Genomic DNA, 15,891 nt, shown 5'->3' with positions numbered 1-15,891 from the left:
GGAAGTGGGGATTGAATAGGGAATGGATAAGGCCGCCATCGGTTTTGAAGGATGGCGGCCTTTTGTGTGCTTGAAAAAGAAGCGGCAAGTCAGAAGGAGAGATCTAGGCCGAAGCCGGGAGCATCGAGGAGGGTGAAGATGTCGTTGTCCCGGGTGAAGCCGCCGGTCATGCCGGTCTGTTCGTCGGCATAGAAGAGGAAGCTGTCACAGTCTGCTTCGGTGATGTTTTTCTTGGCGGCAACGAGGCTTACTCCTGCGGTGGTGGCGAGTTTGGTCTCCATCATGCAGCCAACCATGCAGGTTACTCCGAAGGCTTCGGCGATGGAATTGATCTGGGAAGCACGGAAAAGGCCGCCGCATTTCATGAGTTTGATGTTCAGGATATCGGCACAGCCGTTTTTGCAGGCCCGGGCGGCATCCAGGTGGTTGTGGATGGATTCGTCCAGCATGATGCGGATGCCGCTTACTTTGCTGCGGACATAGGCGGAACCTTCAAAATCCCAGTGGGGTAGGCATTGTTCTACCGCTTCGATGCCTGTTTTTTTAAATTCCTGGATGGCGTAGACAGCGTCGCTGGCGCTGTAGCCCTGGTTGGCGTCTACGCGGAGGCGGATGTGTGGGCCCACGGTTTCACGGATGAGGCGCATGGCACGGATATCTTCTTCTACGTTGATTCCGGCTTTGATTTTGAGGATGTGAAAGCCGTCTTTGAGGACATGCTGACGGGCCTCTTTGGCCATGAGTTCGGGGGTGCTGATGCCTATGGTGATGTCATTTTGGACACGGTTGGAATAGCCGCCAAGGAGTTTGTAAACGGGCTGTCCCATGAATTTTCCCATGAGATCGTACATGGCGAGATCGACAGCACATTTGGCGGAACTGTTTCCGTAGATACAGGTGTCCATTAATTCATGGATTTTTTCAATATCCATGGGATCCATACCGATGAGGCCCGGACGGATCATATTGATGACGCTGATAACGCTGTCGATGGTTTCACCGGTGACAAAGGGCATGGGGGCGGCTTCGCCATAGCCGTCAATTCCTTCATCGGTGGAAACCTTCAGAAGAAGATTCTCTGAATAGTTTATTTCGGCAAAAGCAACGCGGAAGGGAACGGTAAGTTCTATGCGGACCTTTTCCGCTTTGATATCGGTGATTTTCATGGCTGGTTTTCTCCTGTTTTATGTAGTGTAAATGATTGTTATGAGGCATGGAAAAGAAGGGATAGTTCACTTGTTTACTTTAGTATACTATAGTGGCCGGAGAGGGATGGAATGAAATATTTTCATGCGGGTTATTCTTGAAAAGGACGTTTATGGATGTGATATTACTATATCTGGAAAGAGAGTATATGATACGTTGAAACATAAACAGAGGCCACGGTACAAAATGTACCATAGCCTCTGTTTATAGCAGTATATAATTTGTATCAATTATTCAGTGTGTCTCCAAATAAGCTTTCAATTCCGGTATTTCATTTGTCAGCATATCCGTAAAATAAATAGCTCCTTCTTCATTAAGATGATCCGCATCCCCGAAATACTCCAGATGCATCTGGAAGCGCTCATCATGGGAATAATCATAATACGAAACGCCATATTCCGAAGCAATTCCCTGTATCTTGCTGTAGAATTCATTCATAAACTCTTCTGATACATATTTATTATAATATATCGAAAATGGTGTCGTGATTAAAATGGGAGTGATATTTCGTTCCTGGCACAATTCTATCATTTTCTTTAGATTCTGTTCTTTATCCTCTTCAAAATATTCGCTCTTTCCTTCAAAATGCCTTTGATATCTGGCAATTCCCTTCGCCTCAAACTCCTGCACTTTTTCGGCTCCGTAAATCTGCTCCAGATTTTCGGCGGAAACAGGGACTTCGGAAGACAAATCAGTAGAAACAGCATCCGTATTTTCGTCCTGCACAGGTACATCAGGTGATACTTCTGCGGCATAAACAATATTCTGGCGGTTGTCAGATAAGGACGGAAAGGTAACAGGCGGTTTAAACAGATCAAATATCTTATCGCCTGCTGATAAAATAGGAAACCGTATGGCAACTATATCTTTATAGAGACTATAATTGGGATTATATTGGGGGGATAGAATACGATAATACCGTACACTGATGGCCTCAATATCATCCGGTGAGGTGGCCTCACTGTTAAAGGAAAAATAAGATATCGGAATGAAAGCAATACTCCCTTCCGCAAATTCATCTTTATGCATATTTAACAGTGCATAATCATATTCAAACGACTGGCTTGGCAGGGCAAAGTTGAAGCATTTAATTCCACGATCTTTAAGAGCACCCCAATCGAACGCATATTGTCCGTGGGAACTGCCGAAATTTGCGAGCTGAATCGTTTCGGGAACAAAGTTAAAGGCATTTACTTCGGCAATTGGATTATCTGATTTTTGTTCATACATAATGTCCAGATAAAATACGCAGAAAACGGTTATGCATATGGCAAGGACACTTTTTACAAGAAATGATTTCATAAGCTTATGTCAGAATCAGATATGGATAGATTCTGCGGCGACTCCTTTCTTGAGAAGAAATGATAGTTCTATTTTACAATTAGCAGTTTTTTGCTTAAAAGATACCAATTATTTATTAGGATAAGAAATAAAAATCAGGTTAAATTAGAACTACAGGTAGTACTATATTGTACTACGAGTATGGAAAAATATACAAGTATAAACATTTGTTTTAGAAAAAATTAATTAAAATTTAAGAAATAAAAAAGCGAAAATCAGAATAGAAACATTGCAAAATAAAAAATACGGACGTATAATATTACAGATTGTCAAAAATAGCGATAAACTTAAGAAAACAGGTTTAAGGATTAATTGTGGAAAGAAAAAAAGTATTATTTGCAGTCAATTTATTTTTGCTTGCATATTTAGGAATATTCGGACTATTTCTTCAGGCAAAAGAAGAGCAGAAAATTATGTCCGTTGAAGTAAAAACAGAAAATGAATTGGACAGAATGAAGGAAGGGCTTATTTCATCAGATGAACCCATAGGAAATTTTGTCCTATATGGGGAACATGAATTGCCCTATGACGGTAATTATGGATTTTATTATATATCCCAATCCCTTAATTCAGAAGAACTGAAAGGGAAGCTGGAAACTACAGATAAAAAACTGAAAGTGTATTTTTATGAGGACAGTTATTGGGAGGATAAGGCTCTTGCCATTAAAGAAGGCCATCCTTTTCGTTTTATTGTCTTTGGTGATGGGTGGTACAGTGAAGATGAGGTGGTATTTTCAGGACTGCCTATTGTCAGTATCACAGGAGATTTAGTGGAGTCAGCAGAAAAAGGAGTCGGCAACAATAGTAAATTAATTGTATGGGATCCGGAAGATGATGAAGCGAGCGGCTTATACACGATAAAAGAAAGTTATTGTACCTATTATGAAAGAGGGGCCAGCAGCCGGCAGTTTGAGAAAAAAAGTTTCGGTATTCGTCTGTTTGATGAAAAGGGTAATTCTCAGAATAAATCTTTTCTGGGAATGCGCAGTGATAACAAGTGGATATTGAATGCGTTATATTCTGATACAAGTAAAATACGGGAAATGATGGCGGTTGGTCTTTGGAATGAAATCAGTCCCGAACTGCAGGGAACCAGAATAAAATATGTAGAAGTGTTTGTTAATGGCTTTTACAGAGGAATCTATGGGTTGATGGAGCCCATAGATAAAAAACAGCTGGGCTTAAGAGATGGGGATTATCTTTATAAATGCGGTTCTATAAATGGAGTCGGAAAAGATTATTATGATATGCTTGCCGACAGTATGGAAACAGTAGAATTTGAGGTGGAATATCCTAAGGAGTGGCAGGAAGATGTATGGTATCCTTTGCAGAATTATACGGATTTTCTGCTGGATGGAAAGCTGCAGGATGAACAAGTTATTTTAGATAAAGAAAATATAGTCAGATTTTGGCTATATCTGCAATTTTTATCTGCATCAGATAACATAGATAAAAATTTCTATATATTAGCGACAGAATATGATAAACAGCTGTTAATACAAAAAATACCCTGGGATATGAATTATTCCTTTGGCGATGCATGGTCGGTTGAAAGTCCAAATATCACTCGATTTGGTGTCTTCGGGATAGATGAAATATTTTCTGTTCAGGACTATCAGAATTTATACAGAAATAACGAGCGGGAAATTTCTGACCTCACAAGCCAAATGTGGTCTTCTATGAGACAATCAATTATTCAAACGGACAGATTATGCGGACAGGCAGCCGAGTATATGTCCTTACTCACAGAAAGCGGTGCATTCCAAAGAGAAACCCTTCGCTGGCCCGAAGCGGGGAACAGCACGGATATCACCGCAATAGAAGGATATATCAGGGACAGAATTGCTTTCCTGGACAATGCCATTGCACAGGGAAATTATGGTGAGGAGTGAAGGACGATGGAGTATAGGGTAGAAGAGAAATATGTCTGCACCGAGGGAGAACTCCTGATTCTGACAGGGCGGTTATCTCCTCTGATGCAGGAAGACGCTCATCACGGAGAAGAGAGAAGATACCAAATCCGCAGTCTGTATTTTGATGACTATGAGAATTCATGTTTTGCTGAGACTATGGACGGAGTGAATGACAGAAAAAAGTTCCGTATCCGTATCTATGGCGGATGTGCTGACAAAATTTCCCTGGAAGTAAAATATAAGCTGAATGGGATGACCAAGAAAGACAGCTGTATGCTGACTGAGGAGCAGTGCAGGGCGATTATGGCAGGAAAGATTCCTGCATATAAAAAAGATGCACCCAAAGTCCTGCGTATGCTGTATCTTTCCATGCAGACAATGCTGCTTCGTCCGGTGGTCATAGTCCAATATGAAAGAACAGCTTTTGTAAATAAAGCAGGAAATGTCAGAGTTACCTTTGACAGAAATATTTCTGCATCTGCCGATATAAGGAGATTTCTGGATCCGAAGGTCAGAGTATTGCCTGTCATGGAAAAAGGAAAGCATATACTGGAAGTAAAATATGATGAAGTACTTCCTGCATATATTGCGCAGGCTCTGGAAACCGGACGCCTGCAGCAGACGCCATATTCAAAATACAGAGAGTGCAGAATTGCAGCAGAAGCATACAATACGGGAGGAATGTTATGAGTACAAAGGATGTAATAAAGAAATCGATCTTGGAAGGCTTTTCGATGGAGATGTCAACATTTCATGTAGTCTCCATTCTGCTTATTACAGTATTGCTGTCTGTTTATATTTTTTATATCTACCGTCTGAACAGCCACAGCAGCTTTTATTCCAGGGATTTTAATAAAACACTGGCAATCATGCCTGTGCTTACGGCAGCGATTGTATTGGCTCTTCAGGCTTCCCTGGTTATTTCGTTAGGTATGGTCGGAGCCCTTTCCATCGTCCGTTTCCGTAATGCCATAAAAAATCCCATGGACCTGCTTTTCCTGTTCTGGTCGATCAGTACGGGCATCATCTGCGGCGCCGGGCTATATATGCTGGCAATCGTCACCTGCCTGGTGGTCACAATACTGTCGTTTTTGCTGGATTTCATAAAAACACCCCAGGCTTCTCTTTTATTGGTCCTGAACAGTTCCGATAAAGGAATTGAAAAAAAGCTGCTTCCTGTATTGGAGAGCTTTGCAAAAGGCTATAAAATCAGATCCCGGAATGTGACGGCAGGCGGAATTGATTATGTGGTGGAATTAAAGACAAAAGATGAAATGGGGCTGATAGATGCCTGCTCCGTAATGGAGGGTATGGATTCTGTTTCCCTTCTTACCCATGACGGAGATATCCGCTATTAATAAATCATTTTCCAGGGGAAAAGGTTTTACCAGAGAGTAAAAAGCCGCCACCCGGGCATACTAACCGAAAAAGTGAAAGGCGGCAGCAGTTATGGATAAAAAAGCAAAAGCAGGCCAGGAGGCTTCCCGGAAAACAAGCAATGTATACGATGACGGAAACATCCCCCAGTCGGATCTTCCCCTTCCTGATGATAAGGAAGGAACCAGTGACGTCATCCCGGACGAGGTTCCAAGGAAGGATGGCCCCGGAGGAGAAAACAGCAGTAAGAACCGGGCTGAGTAATGCTGACCGGAGGAGGACAGGCATGTTCTGCGGGCGGGTACCACGGCGAAATGGCGGGGGTACCCGCTTTTTTTCTTGTATCATGAATCTTAATGTGGTAAACTAAGTTGAATTTGAGGGAACAGTTCAGCCATGCCAGAAGGAAGGTGCGGGCTGACCGCGTGAATAACGAAAAGGACGTAAGGATGCGTAAAATTGTATTTCACATAAACAGCCTGGAGCAGGGCGGTGCAGAGCGGGTAATCACGAATCTTGCCCACCAGTTTGCGGCAGAAGGCTATGAGGTTTATATTGCTACGGAGTGGTATGCTGAAAATGAGTTTCAGATAGACAAGAGCATTACCAGGGTCCATGTGGGCCTGAATAAAGAAGAAGAGAGCAGGGGCAGATTTGCCAAGCTCAGAATCCGCGGACAGCGTCTGCGGGCGTTTATAAAGAAGGTTAAGCCGGATGTGGTGGTTGCGTTCTGCCATAAGGCGAATTACCGTGCCATAACGGCAGCATTGGGAACCGGGATTCCGGTGATTGTATCCGTGCGTACGGATCCGGTGGGGCATTATGACCACTGGGATGATAAATTCCAGATTCCGCTGCTTTTTCCCAGAGCGGCAGGCTGTGTGTTCCAGACGGAAGGGCAGCGAGACTTTTTCCCTGAAAAAGTGCGGAAAAAATCCCGGATTATTCTGAATCCCCTGAATGACAAATATCTGGATGTGCCTGAACCGGAAAAACGGGTCAAAGAGGTGGTGCAGTCCGGAAGAATTGTGGACTTTAAAAATCAGCTGATGCTGATTCGGGCTTTTGACAGGGTGCATAAAAAGCATCCTGATTATGTACTTAAAATTTATGGTGGAGATTCCGGAGACGGCACCAGGGAGCAGCTGGAGGAGCTGATTGCCGAGAGAAATGCCGGAGAGTATGTATTTCTCATGGGAGCAAGCGATTCTCTGGAAAAAGTGCTGGTGAATGCCTCTGTTTTTGCTTTTTCTTCCGATTGGGAAGGTCTGCCCAACGCGCTTTTGGAAGCCATGGCTCTGGGCCTGCCTATAGTGGCGACGGATTGTCCCTGCGGCGGTCCGCGGACGGTTATGAAGGATGGAGTGAACGGGCTGCTTGTCCCTATCAAGGATGAGGAAGCCCTGGCGGACGGAATCTGCAGACTGATTGAAAATCCGGATTTGGCGGAGCAGCTCGGCAGAAAGGCGAGAGATATCTGTAAGATTGCTAACGGCAAAGCGGTTTTTGAGCAATGGCAGGATTATATAGAATCGGTATGCAAATAACTTTGGAGGAATAAAGCGGAATGTTTTCCTATTCGGATTATAAAGAAATCATTAATATTATTAAAGAAAGCGGACGGGGATGCAACTTCAGGCAGGCTCAGGCAAGGGATAAGTTCATCATTATGAGACATGATGTGGAATTCAGCGTGGATCGGGCTTTTGCACTTTCCAAGCTGGAGTTGTCCATGGATTTCACCTCCACTTATTTTTTCCAGTGGACGAATAATTCCTATAATATTTTATCCAAGAAAAACATGGATATGATAAAATATATGCATGAAAGAGGACATGTTATCGGCCTTCATTTTGCTTTGAACGGTCTGACGGATATGGAGCTGGTGAGAAAGAAAATCCTGCAGGAAATTCATGTGCTCAGTGAAATGATCGGGGTTGAAATCACCGAATTTTCCATCCATCGTCCGTCTGCGGATGTGCTTCGGGAAAACATCAAGTTCCCCGGGATTATCAATGCTTATCAGGATGAGTTTTTTACCTTTTCCGAAAATGTCACGGAATCCACGCCTCTGCATGTAAAATATATTTCCGATGCGAAGCACAGGTGGAATTACGGCACGCCGGATGCTGCAACGCTTCTGGAAAACGACAGAGTTCAGATTCTGACCCATCCCTATTCGTGGACGAAGAAGGGATATGATAACCTGGAGAATTTCAGGACCCTGATACAGGAAAGAAATGAAGAACTGATGGACACAATAGATAATGAGTGTAAACATTTCGCAAGCGTCAGGGATCTGCTGTAAGAGAGGACACCGCCAGGCGGTGCTGACAGTAGAAAGAAGGAAAGGAGAGTGGCAGTATGTGCGGTATTTGTGGTTTTGTGAGCAGGAGGGAGATTTCGAATAAGACCCTGAAGATCATGAATGACACGATGTACCACCGTGGTCCCAACGACTCCGGGGAAGAAATTTATTCCGGGGAAGACGGCTATCGGATTGGGTTTGCACAGCGGAGACTTTCCATCATGGATCTTTCCATGCTGGGCCATCAGCCCATGCATTCGGATGCTGCCTTTGGATTCGCACAGGATCGGGTTTGTATCGTATATAACGGTGAAATATATAATTTTAAAGAATTGAAAAAAGAACTTTCCGACTACCCCTTTAAGTCTAACTGTGATACGGAAGTCATTATCGCAGCTTATCTGAAATGGGGTATTTCCTGTATTGACAGGTTTAACGGTATGTTTGCCCTGGCCCTTTATGATAAAAGTACCCAGGAAATCTTTCTTGTACGGGATCGGATTGGAAAAAAGCCCCTTTCCTATTGGCTGGACGGAGAAAACCTGGTATTCGCTTCGGAATTGAAGCCGATCATGGAATGCCCCGGATTTACGAAGGAAATACGCAGGGATGTGCTGGCCCGCTTCCTTTACCAGCAGTATATCAACGCGCCGGACAGTATTTTTAAGGATGTATATAAGCTGCAGCCGGGAGAAATCCTGCGGTTTCATAAGGGGGAAATAAAGACCTGGAAATATTGGGACATTGCTGACGTATACCATAAAATGCAGAAAAATCCGGTGACGGATTTCGGGGAAGCTAAGGCGGAGCTGAAAAGGCTTTTTCAAAAGGCGGTGGCTTCCCGGATGATTGCCGATGTGCCGCTGGGAAGCTTTTTGAGCGGCGGCTACGATTCGTCTTTGATGACTGCTGTCGCCCAGGAAAATTCGCCGGAACCGGTGAAAACTTTTTCCATCGGCTTTGAAGACGAACGTTACGATGAGGCCTCCTATGCCAGACAGGTGGCGGAGTATCTGGGCACGGATCATACGGAAGCCTATATCGATGAAAAAGGAATGTTCGATTTGGTGGAAAGCATTCCCAGGTATTATGACGAACCCTTTGCGGACAGTTCCCAAATCCCGACCATGCTGGTATCTGCTTTGGCCAGAGAAAAGGTTACGGTGGCTCTGTCGGGAGACGGAGGGGACGAATTTTTCTGCGGCTATCAGATGTATGACAGGCTGGCGCAGGTACAGAGGCTGGATGCTTTAGGCGGAATGGTTCATGGAATATTAGGCCTGCCGGGTTTAAGAAGGGCAAGGCTGGAGGAACGGCTTCCGGTAAAGGTACGTTCCATTGCAGAGAACCGCAATCCGGAGCTGAAAACCCAAATCTGCCCGCCGGCATATCTGGATGTGGCAAGAGCCTTTGCTGCCGGTGAGGGAATGGACTGCCGCTATCCAAAGGAAAGCGCCTATCAGGAGAAAGACTGGCAGATCCGCAGGATGCTTCTGGATATGGATACGTATCTTCCCGGAGACATTTTGTGTAAGGTGGACAGGGCTTCCATGAAATATTCCCTGGAGGCCAGATGCCCTATCCTGGATAAGGATGTAATGGAATATTCCTTCCGCCTTCCTCATTCTTTCAAATTTGAGAATGGAGAGAAAAAAAGGATTCTAAAAAGCATAGCTTACGACTATATCCCAAAAGATATGCTGGACAGGAAAAAGAAGGGCTTTTCCGTGCCTCTTGACAAATGGCTCCGGGGGCCTCTACGGGAAAGCCTGACAGACTATTCGGGAAAAGAGTTTCTCGTGAAACAGGGGATTTTCAACGCGGATTATGTAAGCCGGTTTGTGGAAAATTATCTGCAGCAGGGAGATCGGGGGCCGGGAAGCGGAGAAAATTATTCCCGAATCGTGTGGGCTTTTTATACTTTCCAGCAGTGGTATGCATGCTATATGGCATACTAAAAGAAGACAAGCTATTAAGGAGTGGTATATTGAACAGAAAGCAGGATGAAACAGTACCTTCCGAAAAAATCCATATCGCTCTTTTTATCAGCGCCCTTCGTAAGGGCGGCTCCGAAAGAGTGCTGGTCAATCTGGCCGAGTATCTGAAAAACCAGGGAGTACAGGTTACTGTGGTTACCCAGTATAAGGGGAAAGGGGAATATGAGCTTTCCCCGGATATCAAACGGGTTTTCAGTGAGATAACGGAGGAAGAGACGAGCAAGAGCCGGGCTGTGAATTTTGTCCGCCGTTTCCGTAAGCTGCGCCGTATATGGAAGGAAGAAAAACCGGATGTAATCCTTTCCTTTATCGGAAAAAATAATCTCATGGCCCTGCTTACCAGCAGCTTCCTGAATATCCCGGTAGTAATTTCGGTGAGAGGTGAACCTCAGGCGGAATATGCTTCCGGGCTGATGCGTTTCCTGGCCAGGACTTATTTTGCCAAAGCGGCCGGGGTGGTGCTCCAGACGAAGGAGGCATTTTCCTTTTTCCCGGACAGAATTCGGAAGAAGGCGGTGATCCTGAAAAATCCTCTGAACCCTTCTTTTATCAGAGAGAGGTTTGAGGGTGAGAGGGAACTCTGTATTCATGCGGTGGGCCGTATGGATGCAAATAAAAACCATGAAATGATTCTCCATGCATTTTCCGGACTGGCAGAGGATTTTCCCGGAGCAAGGCTGGTTATTTACGGAAACGGGGAATGCAGGGAACCGCTTCTGAAGCTTGCCGGGCAGATGGGGCTTTCGGAACGTGTCAGCCTGCCCGGAGCGGTGGCGGATGTGGCGGATAAAATATATAAAAGCAGTGCCTTTGTCCTGTCTTCTTTCAGTGAAGGGATGCCGAATACCCTGATTGAAGCCATGTGCCTGGGACTTCCGGTGATTTCCACCGACTGCCCCTGCGGCGGGCCGGCAGAGCTGATTCAGGACGGAGTCAACGGGTTCCTGATCCCTCCCGGAGATACCGATGCCCTGGAGCGGAAGCTGCGGATTCTTCTTTCCGACAGGGAAAAGGCAGACGAGATGGGGCGCAATGCCGCCAGGCTTCTTGAAGAGTATCTTCCGGAGCAAGTAGACAGGGAATGGATGGAATATCTGATTTCCAGGCGGAAGAAAAAATAATTTGCATCATGGACGGAGTAAAGAGTATGTCTGTAAATCTGCAGATTTATCATGTCAAAGCGTGTTTGAAAATTCATTCATGCAATTTTCAGACACACTCCAGGGAAAGCAACAGGTAGTATGAAGAAAAAAGAATGGATTAAGACAATTGTATTTATAGCAGGTTTTTTCCTGATACTGATTCCACTCACCTATATGATTCGGACAAACGGCGATATCAAGGACATTTTTGTGGGATTTTACGCGGAAAAGAAGGATACCATTGATGTGGTGATGATCGGATCCAGCCCGGTATATCCTTATTATGCGGGACCGAAGATCTGGGAGGATACCGGCATCACCTGTTATCCGCTGTCCTCTAACATGCAGCGCCCGAAGGCCGCGGTACATCTGGTGGAGGAGGCGGAGAAAACCCAGGATCCTGAGCTTTATGTTTTCGAAATGCGCATGTATCTGGGGCCGGATGAACGGCTCACACAGAACATGGCATATACCAGAGGCGTCACCGATAACATGAAGTATTCCTGGAACCGGATAAAAACCATCAATGATTTGGTGGAGCCGAATGAAGAAGAGCCAAGATATACCTATTATTTCGATATTTTTAAATATCATTCCAACTGGAAAACGCTGGTGCTTCCCAGTCAGATGGTTACCTTCCGGTATGAATATCCGGATCCGCTGAAGGGCGCTGTGATCCGGGACGATATCGGACCCAGCGAAATAGCGGATTATTCCTGGGTGACGGATCGGCAGGCGATTCCGGAGGATCAGGAAGAGGTGCTGCGTAATCTTTTGGCTTATCTGCAGGAAAAAGGTCTGAACGCTTTATTTATCGTATCGCCGAATACCATGACGGAAGAAAAGCAGAGGCAGTATAATTATATAGCGGACATCATAGCCCCTACCGGATATCAGTTCCTGAACATGAATGATTATTATGAGGAACTGGATATTGATTTTGAGATGGACTTTGACGATTACGGCGGTCATGCCAATGCTTTTGGCATGGAAAAGTGCAGCGCCTTCCTGGGAGAATATCTGAAAAATAATTATTCATTTACGGATAAACGCGGACAGAAGGAATATGAAAGCTGGGATAAGGCGGCCGAATTGTGGGAAGAGCAGACGGAAGCCGCCAAGCAGACGATTCTTGACAAAAAGGAACGGAATGAATTTAAGGTGATCGAAGAAGAGTAAGGGCGCTTTGCCTCTGCTGTTCTCCGGCTGCTGCTTCGGTCTGCTGTGGTTTGGCCCTCCGTCAGGAAGCTTCCCGGCCCGGCTCCCGAGAAACCGGCTGCGGCCAGAGATGAGTCCTTATAGGGCGCGCTCTCGCTCGGATAAAAACGCAGCGGTACTAACGCTGCAGAATACGCAGTGTAAGGACCGGCGTTTTTATACGGCCCTTACAGGATCTCATCTCTGGCCGCAGCCGGTTTCCCGGGAGCCGGGCCGGGAAGCTTCCTGCCGGAGGGCCAAGCCACAGCAGGCCGAAGGGCAGCCGGAGAACAGCAGAGGCAAAGCTGGGTGAAGTGAGTAAGTTAAGGGCAAAAAAAGGGAAAAAGGGCAAAAGATAAGGGATTTAGTAAGTTGTAGCAGGATAAAGAGGCTTGATTTTAGAAAGCGGGTGAGATTATGTGCGGGATTGCAGGGTTTTGTAATTGGAAGAGGGATTGGGAGAAGAATATCAGGAAGATGAATGAGAGGATGCGGCACAGGGGGCCGGATGCTTCGGGGATTTGGGCGAGTGAGGACGGGGATGTTGTTTTGGGGCATCAGCGGCTTTCTATTGTGGATCTTTCGGAAAATGGGGCACAGCCTATGCAGTCTCACAGCGGGCGGTTTGAAATGGTCTTTAATGGTGAAATCTATAATTACAGGGAGATCGCAAAGAGGCTGATTGAGGAGAAGAAGGTGGATCGTTTCAGGGGGACTTCGGATACGGAGGTTCTGCTGGAGGCTATGGAGCATATGGGGATCGAAGAGGTGATCACTTTGTGTAAGGGGATGTTTGCCATTGCGCTTTATGATAAGAAGGAGAGGCGGCTTTATCTGCTTCGGGATCGGATCGGGGAGAAGCCGTTGTATTATGGTTTTGTAAACGGGTGTTTTGTGTTTGGGTCGGATATTGGATCGATTTCTGTTCTGGATGGTTTTAGTAATGAAATCAACAGGGATGTGCTGGATATTTATTTTGTGCATGGGTATATTCCTGCTCCTTATTCTATTTATGAGGATATATGGAAGCTGGAGCCGGGGTGTATCCTGACGCTGGAAGCTCCTTTTTCCAGGCCTTCGGTAAAAACGTTCTGGTCTGTGATGGATGCGGCGAAGAAGGGGCAGGAGAATCTGTTTGCGGGAAGCCGGGAGGAAGCGGCGGAGGAGCTGGAGCGGCTTCTGAAGGCTTCTATCCGGGATCAGATGGTGGCGGATGTGCCGGTGGGGGCTTTTCTTTCCGCGGGGATAGACAGCAGCACTATTGTGGCGCTGATGCAGTCGCTGAATCATGGTAAAGTGAAGAGCTTTACGATTGGTATGGGAGAAAAAGAGTATAATGAAGCGGAGACTGCCAGGGAAATTGCGAAGGTGCTGGGAACAGAGCATACGGAGCTTTATATTACGGAGGCGGATGCCAAGGCGGTAATTCCTAAGCTTCCTTTTATGTTTGGGGAGCCGTTCGCGGATTCTTCTCAGATTCCTACCTATCTGGTCAGTAAGATGACCCGGGAGCATGTGACGGTATCCTTGAGCGGAGATGGGGGAGACGAACTTTTCTGCGGTTATACCTCTTATGCTTCGGTGAGCCGTATTTGGGGGAAAATGAAAAATGTTCCTTATTTTCTGCGTAAGCCCTGCAGCGAGCTGGTTCTGCACAGTCCTCTGGTAAAAAAGGAGTTATTCCGTATCAAGGGGAAACTTCTGGGGGCCAGGGATCCTTCGGATATTTATGTGCAGTCACGGCTTACGGATCCGCTTACTATGGATATTGCAAGGGAGCACGGAAACCTGCCGTATAAGTATACACAGATGCCGGCAGGTTATCTGGAGGAAACGAACCATACGATTATGCTGATGGATATGCTGATGTATCATCCGGATGATATATTGGTAAAGGTGGATCGTACGGCTATGGCGGTTTCTCTGGAAACAAGGGTGCCTATGCTGGATAAGGATGTGGTGGAGTTCGCCTGGAGCCTTCCTTTGGAATATAAGAGGCAGGATGGGACAGGGAAACTGGTTCTTCGGGATGTTTTGTATAAATATGTGCCGAAGGAATTGATGGACAGGCCAAAGAAGGGATTCTCCATACCTATTGCCAAATGGCTGATGGAGCCGTCTCTGCGGGCATGGGCGGAAACGCTGATTGATCGCAGGACGCTGGAAACGCAGGGTATTTTAAATCCGGATACGGTATGGAAAATCTGGAAGGATTTTGTGGAAAACGGTGTCTGGCGCATTCAGATCTGGTATATTCTGATGTTCCAGGCCTGGATGGCGGATCGTTCAGCTGTGTGTTGAAGCGGTTGCAGTGACAGCTTGCAGGAAGGAATTATCCCGTGCAGAAAATAGAACATTTTTCATTCCGTCCGATACCGGAGCAGGAACAGACGGATTTGATTTCGGTCATCGTGGCGGTATATAATATTGAGGCGTATCTGGAAAAATGCGTCCGTTCCATACGGGAGCAGACATACCGGAACCTGCAGATTATTCTGGTTGACGATGGTTCCACGGATGGCTGTCCGGGCCTTTGCGACAGGCTGGCCGGGGAGGATGACAGAATCCAGGTGATCCATAAGGAAAACGGCGGTCTTTCCGATGCCAGAAATGCAGGAACCGGTCAGGCGCTGGGAAGCTACATTGCTTTTGTGGACGGGGATGACTGGATAGAGAAGGATATGTATGAAGGGCTGCTTTCTGCGGCGAGGCAGTTTGATGCGCCGCTGGCGGTATGCCGGTACCGGAAAATCTACAGGGATCGTGCTGTGGATGAGTCCACAGGTGCCGCAGTTTATATGGAAGGCCGGGAGGCGCTGGAATGCTTTTTAAGAGAAGAGGATGACATCTGTATCCAGAATGCCGCCTGGAATAAGCTTTACCGAAGGGAACTGATGGGTGAACTGCGGTTTCCGAAGGGAAAATATTATGAGGATATCGTATATACCACGAAGCTGCTGGCAAGGGCTTCCGGGACCATATACATGGATTTTTCCTTTTATAATTATGTCCTGGAACGGGAAGGCAGTATCATGGGAGAAGGGCTGGGAGAACGTATCTTTACGGATCAGCTGCCGGCTTATGAAGAAAAGGAAGCTTTTTTGCGTTCCATAGACAGAATGGATTTGGCGGATATCCATCGATATTTTTTTTATAAAAGGCTTTTGCTTTATTACATTTCGCTGGGAAAGGCGAAAAAGGACTTCAGACGAAAATACCGGAAAGAAATCAGGGAGCGGCTGCGGGCGGACAGCGCGGAAATGGACAGGGTCTATCAGAATCCGGCAGCTAATCCCAATGAAAAAAAGAAAATGATGATTTTCCTGAAGTCACCGGCAGTTTATCTTTGGGTGATTTGGCTGAATGACAGGTTTATCATACCTCTGAAACAAAGGGCAAGAGGGCGTTAA

Annotated in this window: 13 protein-coding genes; 11 read left to right on the top strand and 2 right to left on the bottom strand. The window is 46.1% G+C overall.

Annotated elements, in window-relative coordinates; all coding sequences use genetic code 11:
• Nucleotides 1-89: 89 nt before the first annotated feature.
• Complete coding sequence (locus tag BLA28_RS03610; protein WP_069156050.1) at nucleotides 90-1,166, bottom strand: mandelate racemase/muconate lactonizing enzyme family protein; 1,077 nt, start codon at nucleotides 1,164-1,166, stop codon at nucleotides 90-92.
• 274 nt (nucleotides 1,167-1,440) lie between these two features.
• Complete coding sequence (locus BLA28_RS03605) at nucleotides 1,441-2,508, bottom strand: D-alanyl-lipoteichoic acid biosynthesis protein DltD (protein ID WP_069156049.1); 1,068 nt, start codon at nucleotides 2,506-2,508, stop codon at nucleotides 1,441-1,443.
• A gap of 452 nt (nucleotides 2,509-2,960) precedes the next feature.
• Between BLA28_RS03605 and BLA28_RS03600 the strand changes: the two genes are divergently transcribed.
• The 11 genes from BLA28_RS03600 to BLA28_RS03545 all read left to right on the top strand — a co-directional run bounded on the left by BLA28_RS03600 (nucleotide 2,961) and on the right by BLA28_RS03545 (nucleotide 15,891).
• Nucleotides 2,961-4,439, top strand: coding sequence for a CotH kinase family protein (locus tag BLA28_RS03600; protein ID WP_141702867.1), 1,479 nt, complete (start codon nucleotides 2,961-2,963; stop codon nucleotides 4,437-4,439).
• A gap of 6 nt (nucleotides 4,440-4,445) precedes the next feature.
• Nucleotides 4,446-5,150, top strand: a complete 705-nt coding sequence (locus BLA28_RS03595; protein WP_069156047.1) for a polyphosphate polymerase domain-containing protein — start codon at nucleotides 4,446-4,448, stop codon at nucleotides 5,148-5,150.
• A complete protein-coding gene (locus tag BLA28_RS03590) occupies nucleotides 5,147-5,818 on the top strand; it encodes a DUF4956 domain-containing protein (protein ID WP_009251352.1) in 672 nt (223 codons plus the stop codon). The genes BLA28_RS03595 and BLA28_RS03590 overlap by 4 nt, the downstream gene beginning before the upstream one ends.
• A gap of 91 nt (nucleotides 5,819-5,909) precedes the next feature.
• Nucleotides 5,910-6,101, top strand: a complete 192-nt coding sequence (locus tag BLA28_RS03585) for a hypothetical protein (RefSeq protein WP_069156046.1) — start codon at nucleotides 5,910-5,912, stop codon at nucleotides 6,099-6,101.
• Between the two features lie 185 nt (nucleotides 6,102-6,286).
• Nucleotides 6,287-7,384: a glycosyltransferase gene (locus BLA28_RS03580; RefSeq protein ID WP_069156045.1), complete on the top strand. Its 1,098-nt coding sequence runs from the start codon at nucleotides 6,287-6,289 to the stop codon at nucleotides 7,382-7,384.
• 20 nt (nucleotides 7,385-7,404) lie between these two features.
• Nucleotides 7,405-8,145, top strand: coding sequence for a polysaccharide deacetylase family protein (locus tag BLA28_RS03575; RefSeq protein WP_069156044.1), 741 nt, complete (start codon nucleotides 7,405-7,407; stop codon nucleotides 8,143-8,145).
• Between the two features lie 56 nt (nucleotides 8,146-8,201).
• Nucleotides 8,202-10,103, top strand: a complete 1,902-nt coding sequence (gene asnB / locus BLA28_RS03570) for an asparagine synthase (glutamine-hydrolyzing) (RefSeq protein ID WP_069156043.1) — start codon at nucleotides 8,202-8,204, stop codon at nucleotides 10,101-10,103.
• A 29-nt stretch (nucleotides 10,104-10,132) separates the two neighbouring features.
• Nucleotides 10,133-11,263, top strand: a complete 1,131-nt coding sequence (locus BLA28_RS03565; protein WP_069156042.1) for a glycosyltransferase — start codon at nucleotides 10,133-10,135, stop codon at nucleotides 11,261-11,263.
• 120 nt (nucleotides 11,264-11,383) lie between these two features.
• Complete coding sequence (locus BLA28_RS03560; RefSeq protein WP_069156041.1) at nucleotides 11,384-12,463, top strand: SGNH/GDSL hydrolase family protein; 1,080 nt, start codon at nucleotides 11,384-11,386, stop codon at nucleotides 12,461-12,463.
• Between the two features lie 435 nt (nucleotides 12,464-12,898).
• Nucleotides 12,899-14,782, top strand: a complete 1,884-nt coding sequence (asnB, locus tag BLA28_RS03550; RefSeq protein WP_069156039.1) for an asparagine synthase (glutamine-hydrolyzing) — start codon at nucleotides 12,899-12,901, stop codon at nucleotides 14,780-14,782.
• Between the two features lie 38 nt (nucleotides 14,783-14,820).
• On the top strand, nucleotides 14,821-15,891 hold the full coding sequence (locus BLA28_RS03545) for a glycosyltransferase (RefSeq protein ID WP_081329826.1): 1,071 nt from the start codon (nucleotides 14,821-14,823) through the stop codon (nucleotides 15,889-15,891).

This window comes from Eisenbergiella tayi (genome assembly GCF_001881565.1).
GTDB lineage: Bacteria > Bacillota > Clostridia > Lachnospirales > Lachnospiraceae > Eisenbergiella > Eisenbergiella tayi.
This window is presented reverse-complemented; position numbering and strand designations above follow the sequence as displayed.

Excerpts from the sequence above, each read along its gene's own strand:
- BLA28_RS03610 (WP_069156050.1), bottom strand. The coding sequence starts at position 1,166 with ATGAAAATCACCGATATCAAAGCGGAAAAGGTCCGCATAGAACTTACC.
- BLA28_RS03605 (WP_069156049.1), bottom strand. The coding sequence starts at position 2,508 with ATGAAATCATTTCTTGTAAAAAGTGTCCTTGCCATATGCATAACCGTT.
- BLA28_RS03600 (WP_141702867.1), top strand. The coding sequence starts at position 2,961 with ATGTCCGTTGAAGTAAAAACAGAAAATGAATTGGACAGAATGAAGGAA.
- BLA28_RS03595 (WP_069156047.1), top strand. The coding sequence starts at position 4,446 with ATGGAGTATAGGGTAGAAGAGAAATATGTCTGCACCGAGGGAGAACTC.
- BLA28_RS03590 (WP_009251352.1), top strand. The coding sequence starts at position 5,147 with ATGAGTACAAAGGATGTAATAAAGAAATCGATCTTGGAAGGCTTTTCG.
- BLA28_RS03585 (WP_069156046.1), top strand. The coding sequence starts at position 5,910 with ATGGATAAAAAAGCAAAAGCAGGCCAGGAGGCTTCCCGGAAAACAAGC.
- BLA28_RS03580 (WP_069156045.1), top strand. The coding sequence starts at position 6,287 with ATGCGTAAAATTGTATTTCACATAAACAGCCTGGAGCAGGGCGGTGCA.
- BLA28_RS03575 (WP_069156044.1), top strand. The coding sequence starts at position 7,405 with ATGTTTTCCTATTCGGATTATAAAGAAATCATTAATATTATTAAAGAA.
- asnB (WP_069156043.1), top strand. The coding sequence starts at position 8,202 with ATGTGCGGTATTTGTGGTTTTGTGAGCAGGAGGGAGATTTCGAATAAG.
- BLA28_RS03560 (WP_069156041.1), top strand. The coding sequence starts at position 11,384 with ATGAAGAAAAAAGAATGGATTAAGACAATTGTATTTATAGCAGGTTTT.
- asnB (WP_069156039.1), top strand. The coding sequence starts at position 12,899 with ATGTGCGGGATTGCAGGGTTTTGTAATTGGAAGAGGGATTGGGAGAAG.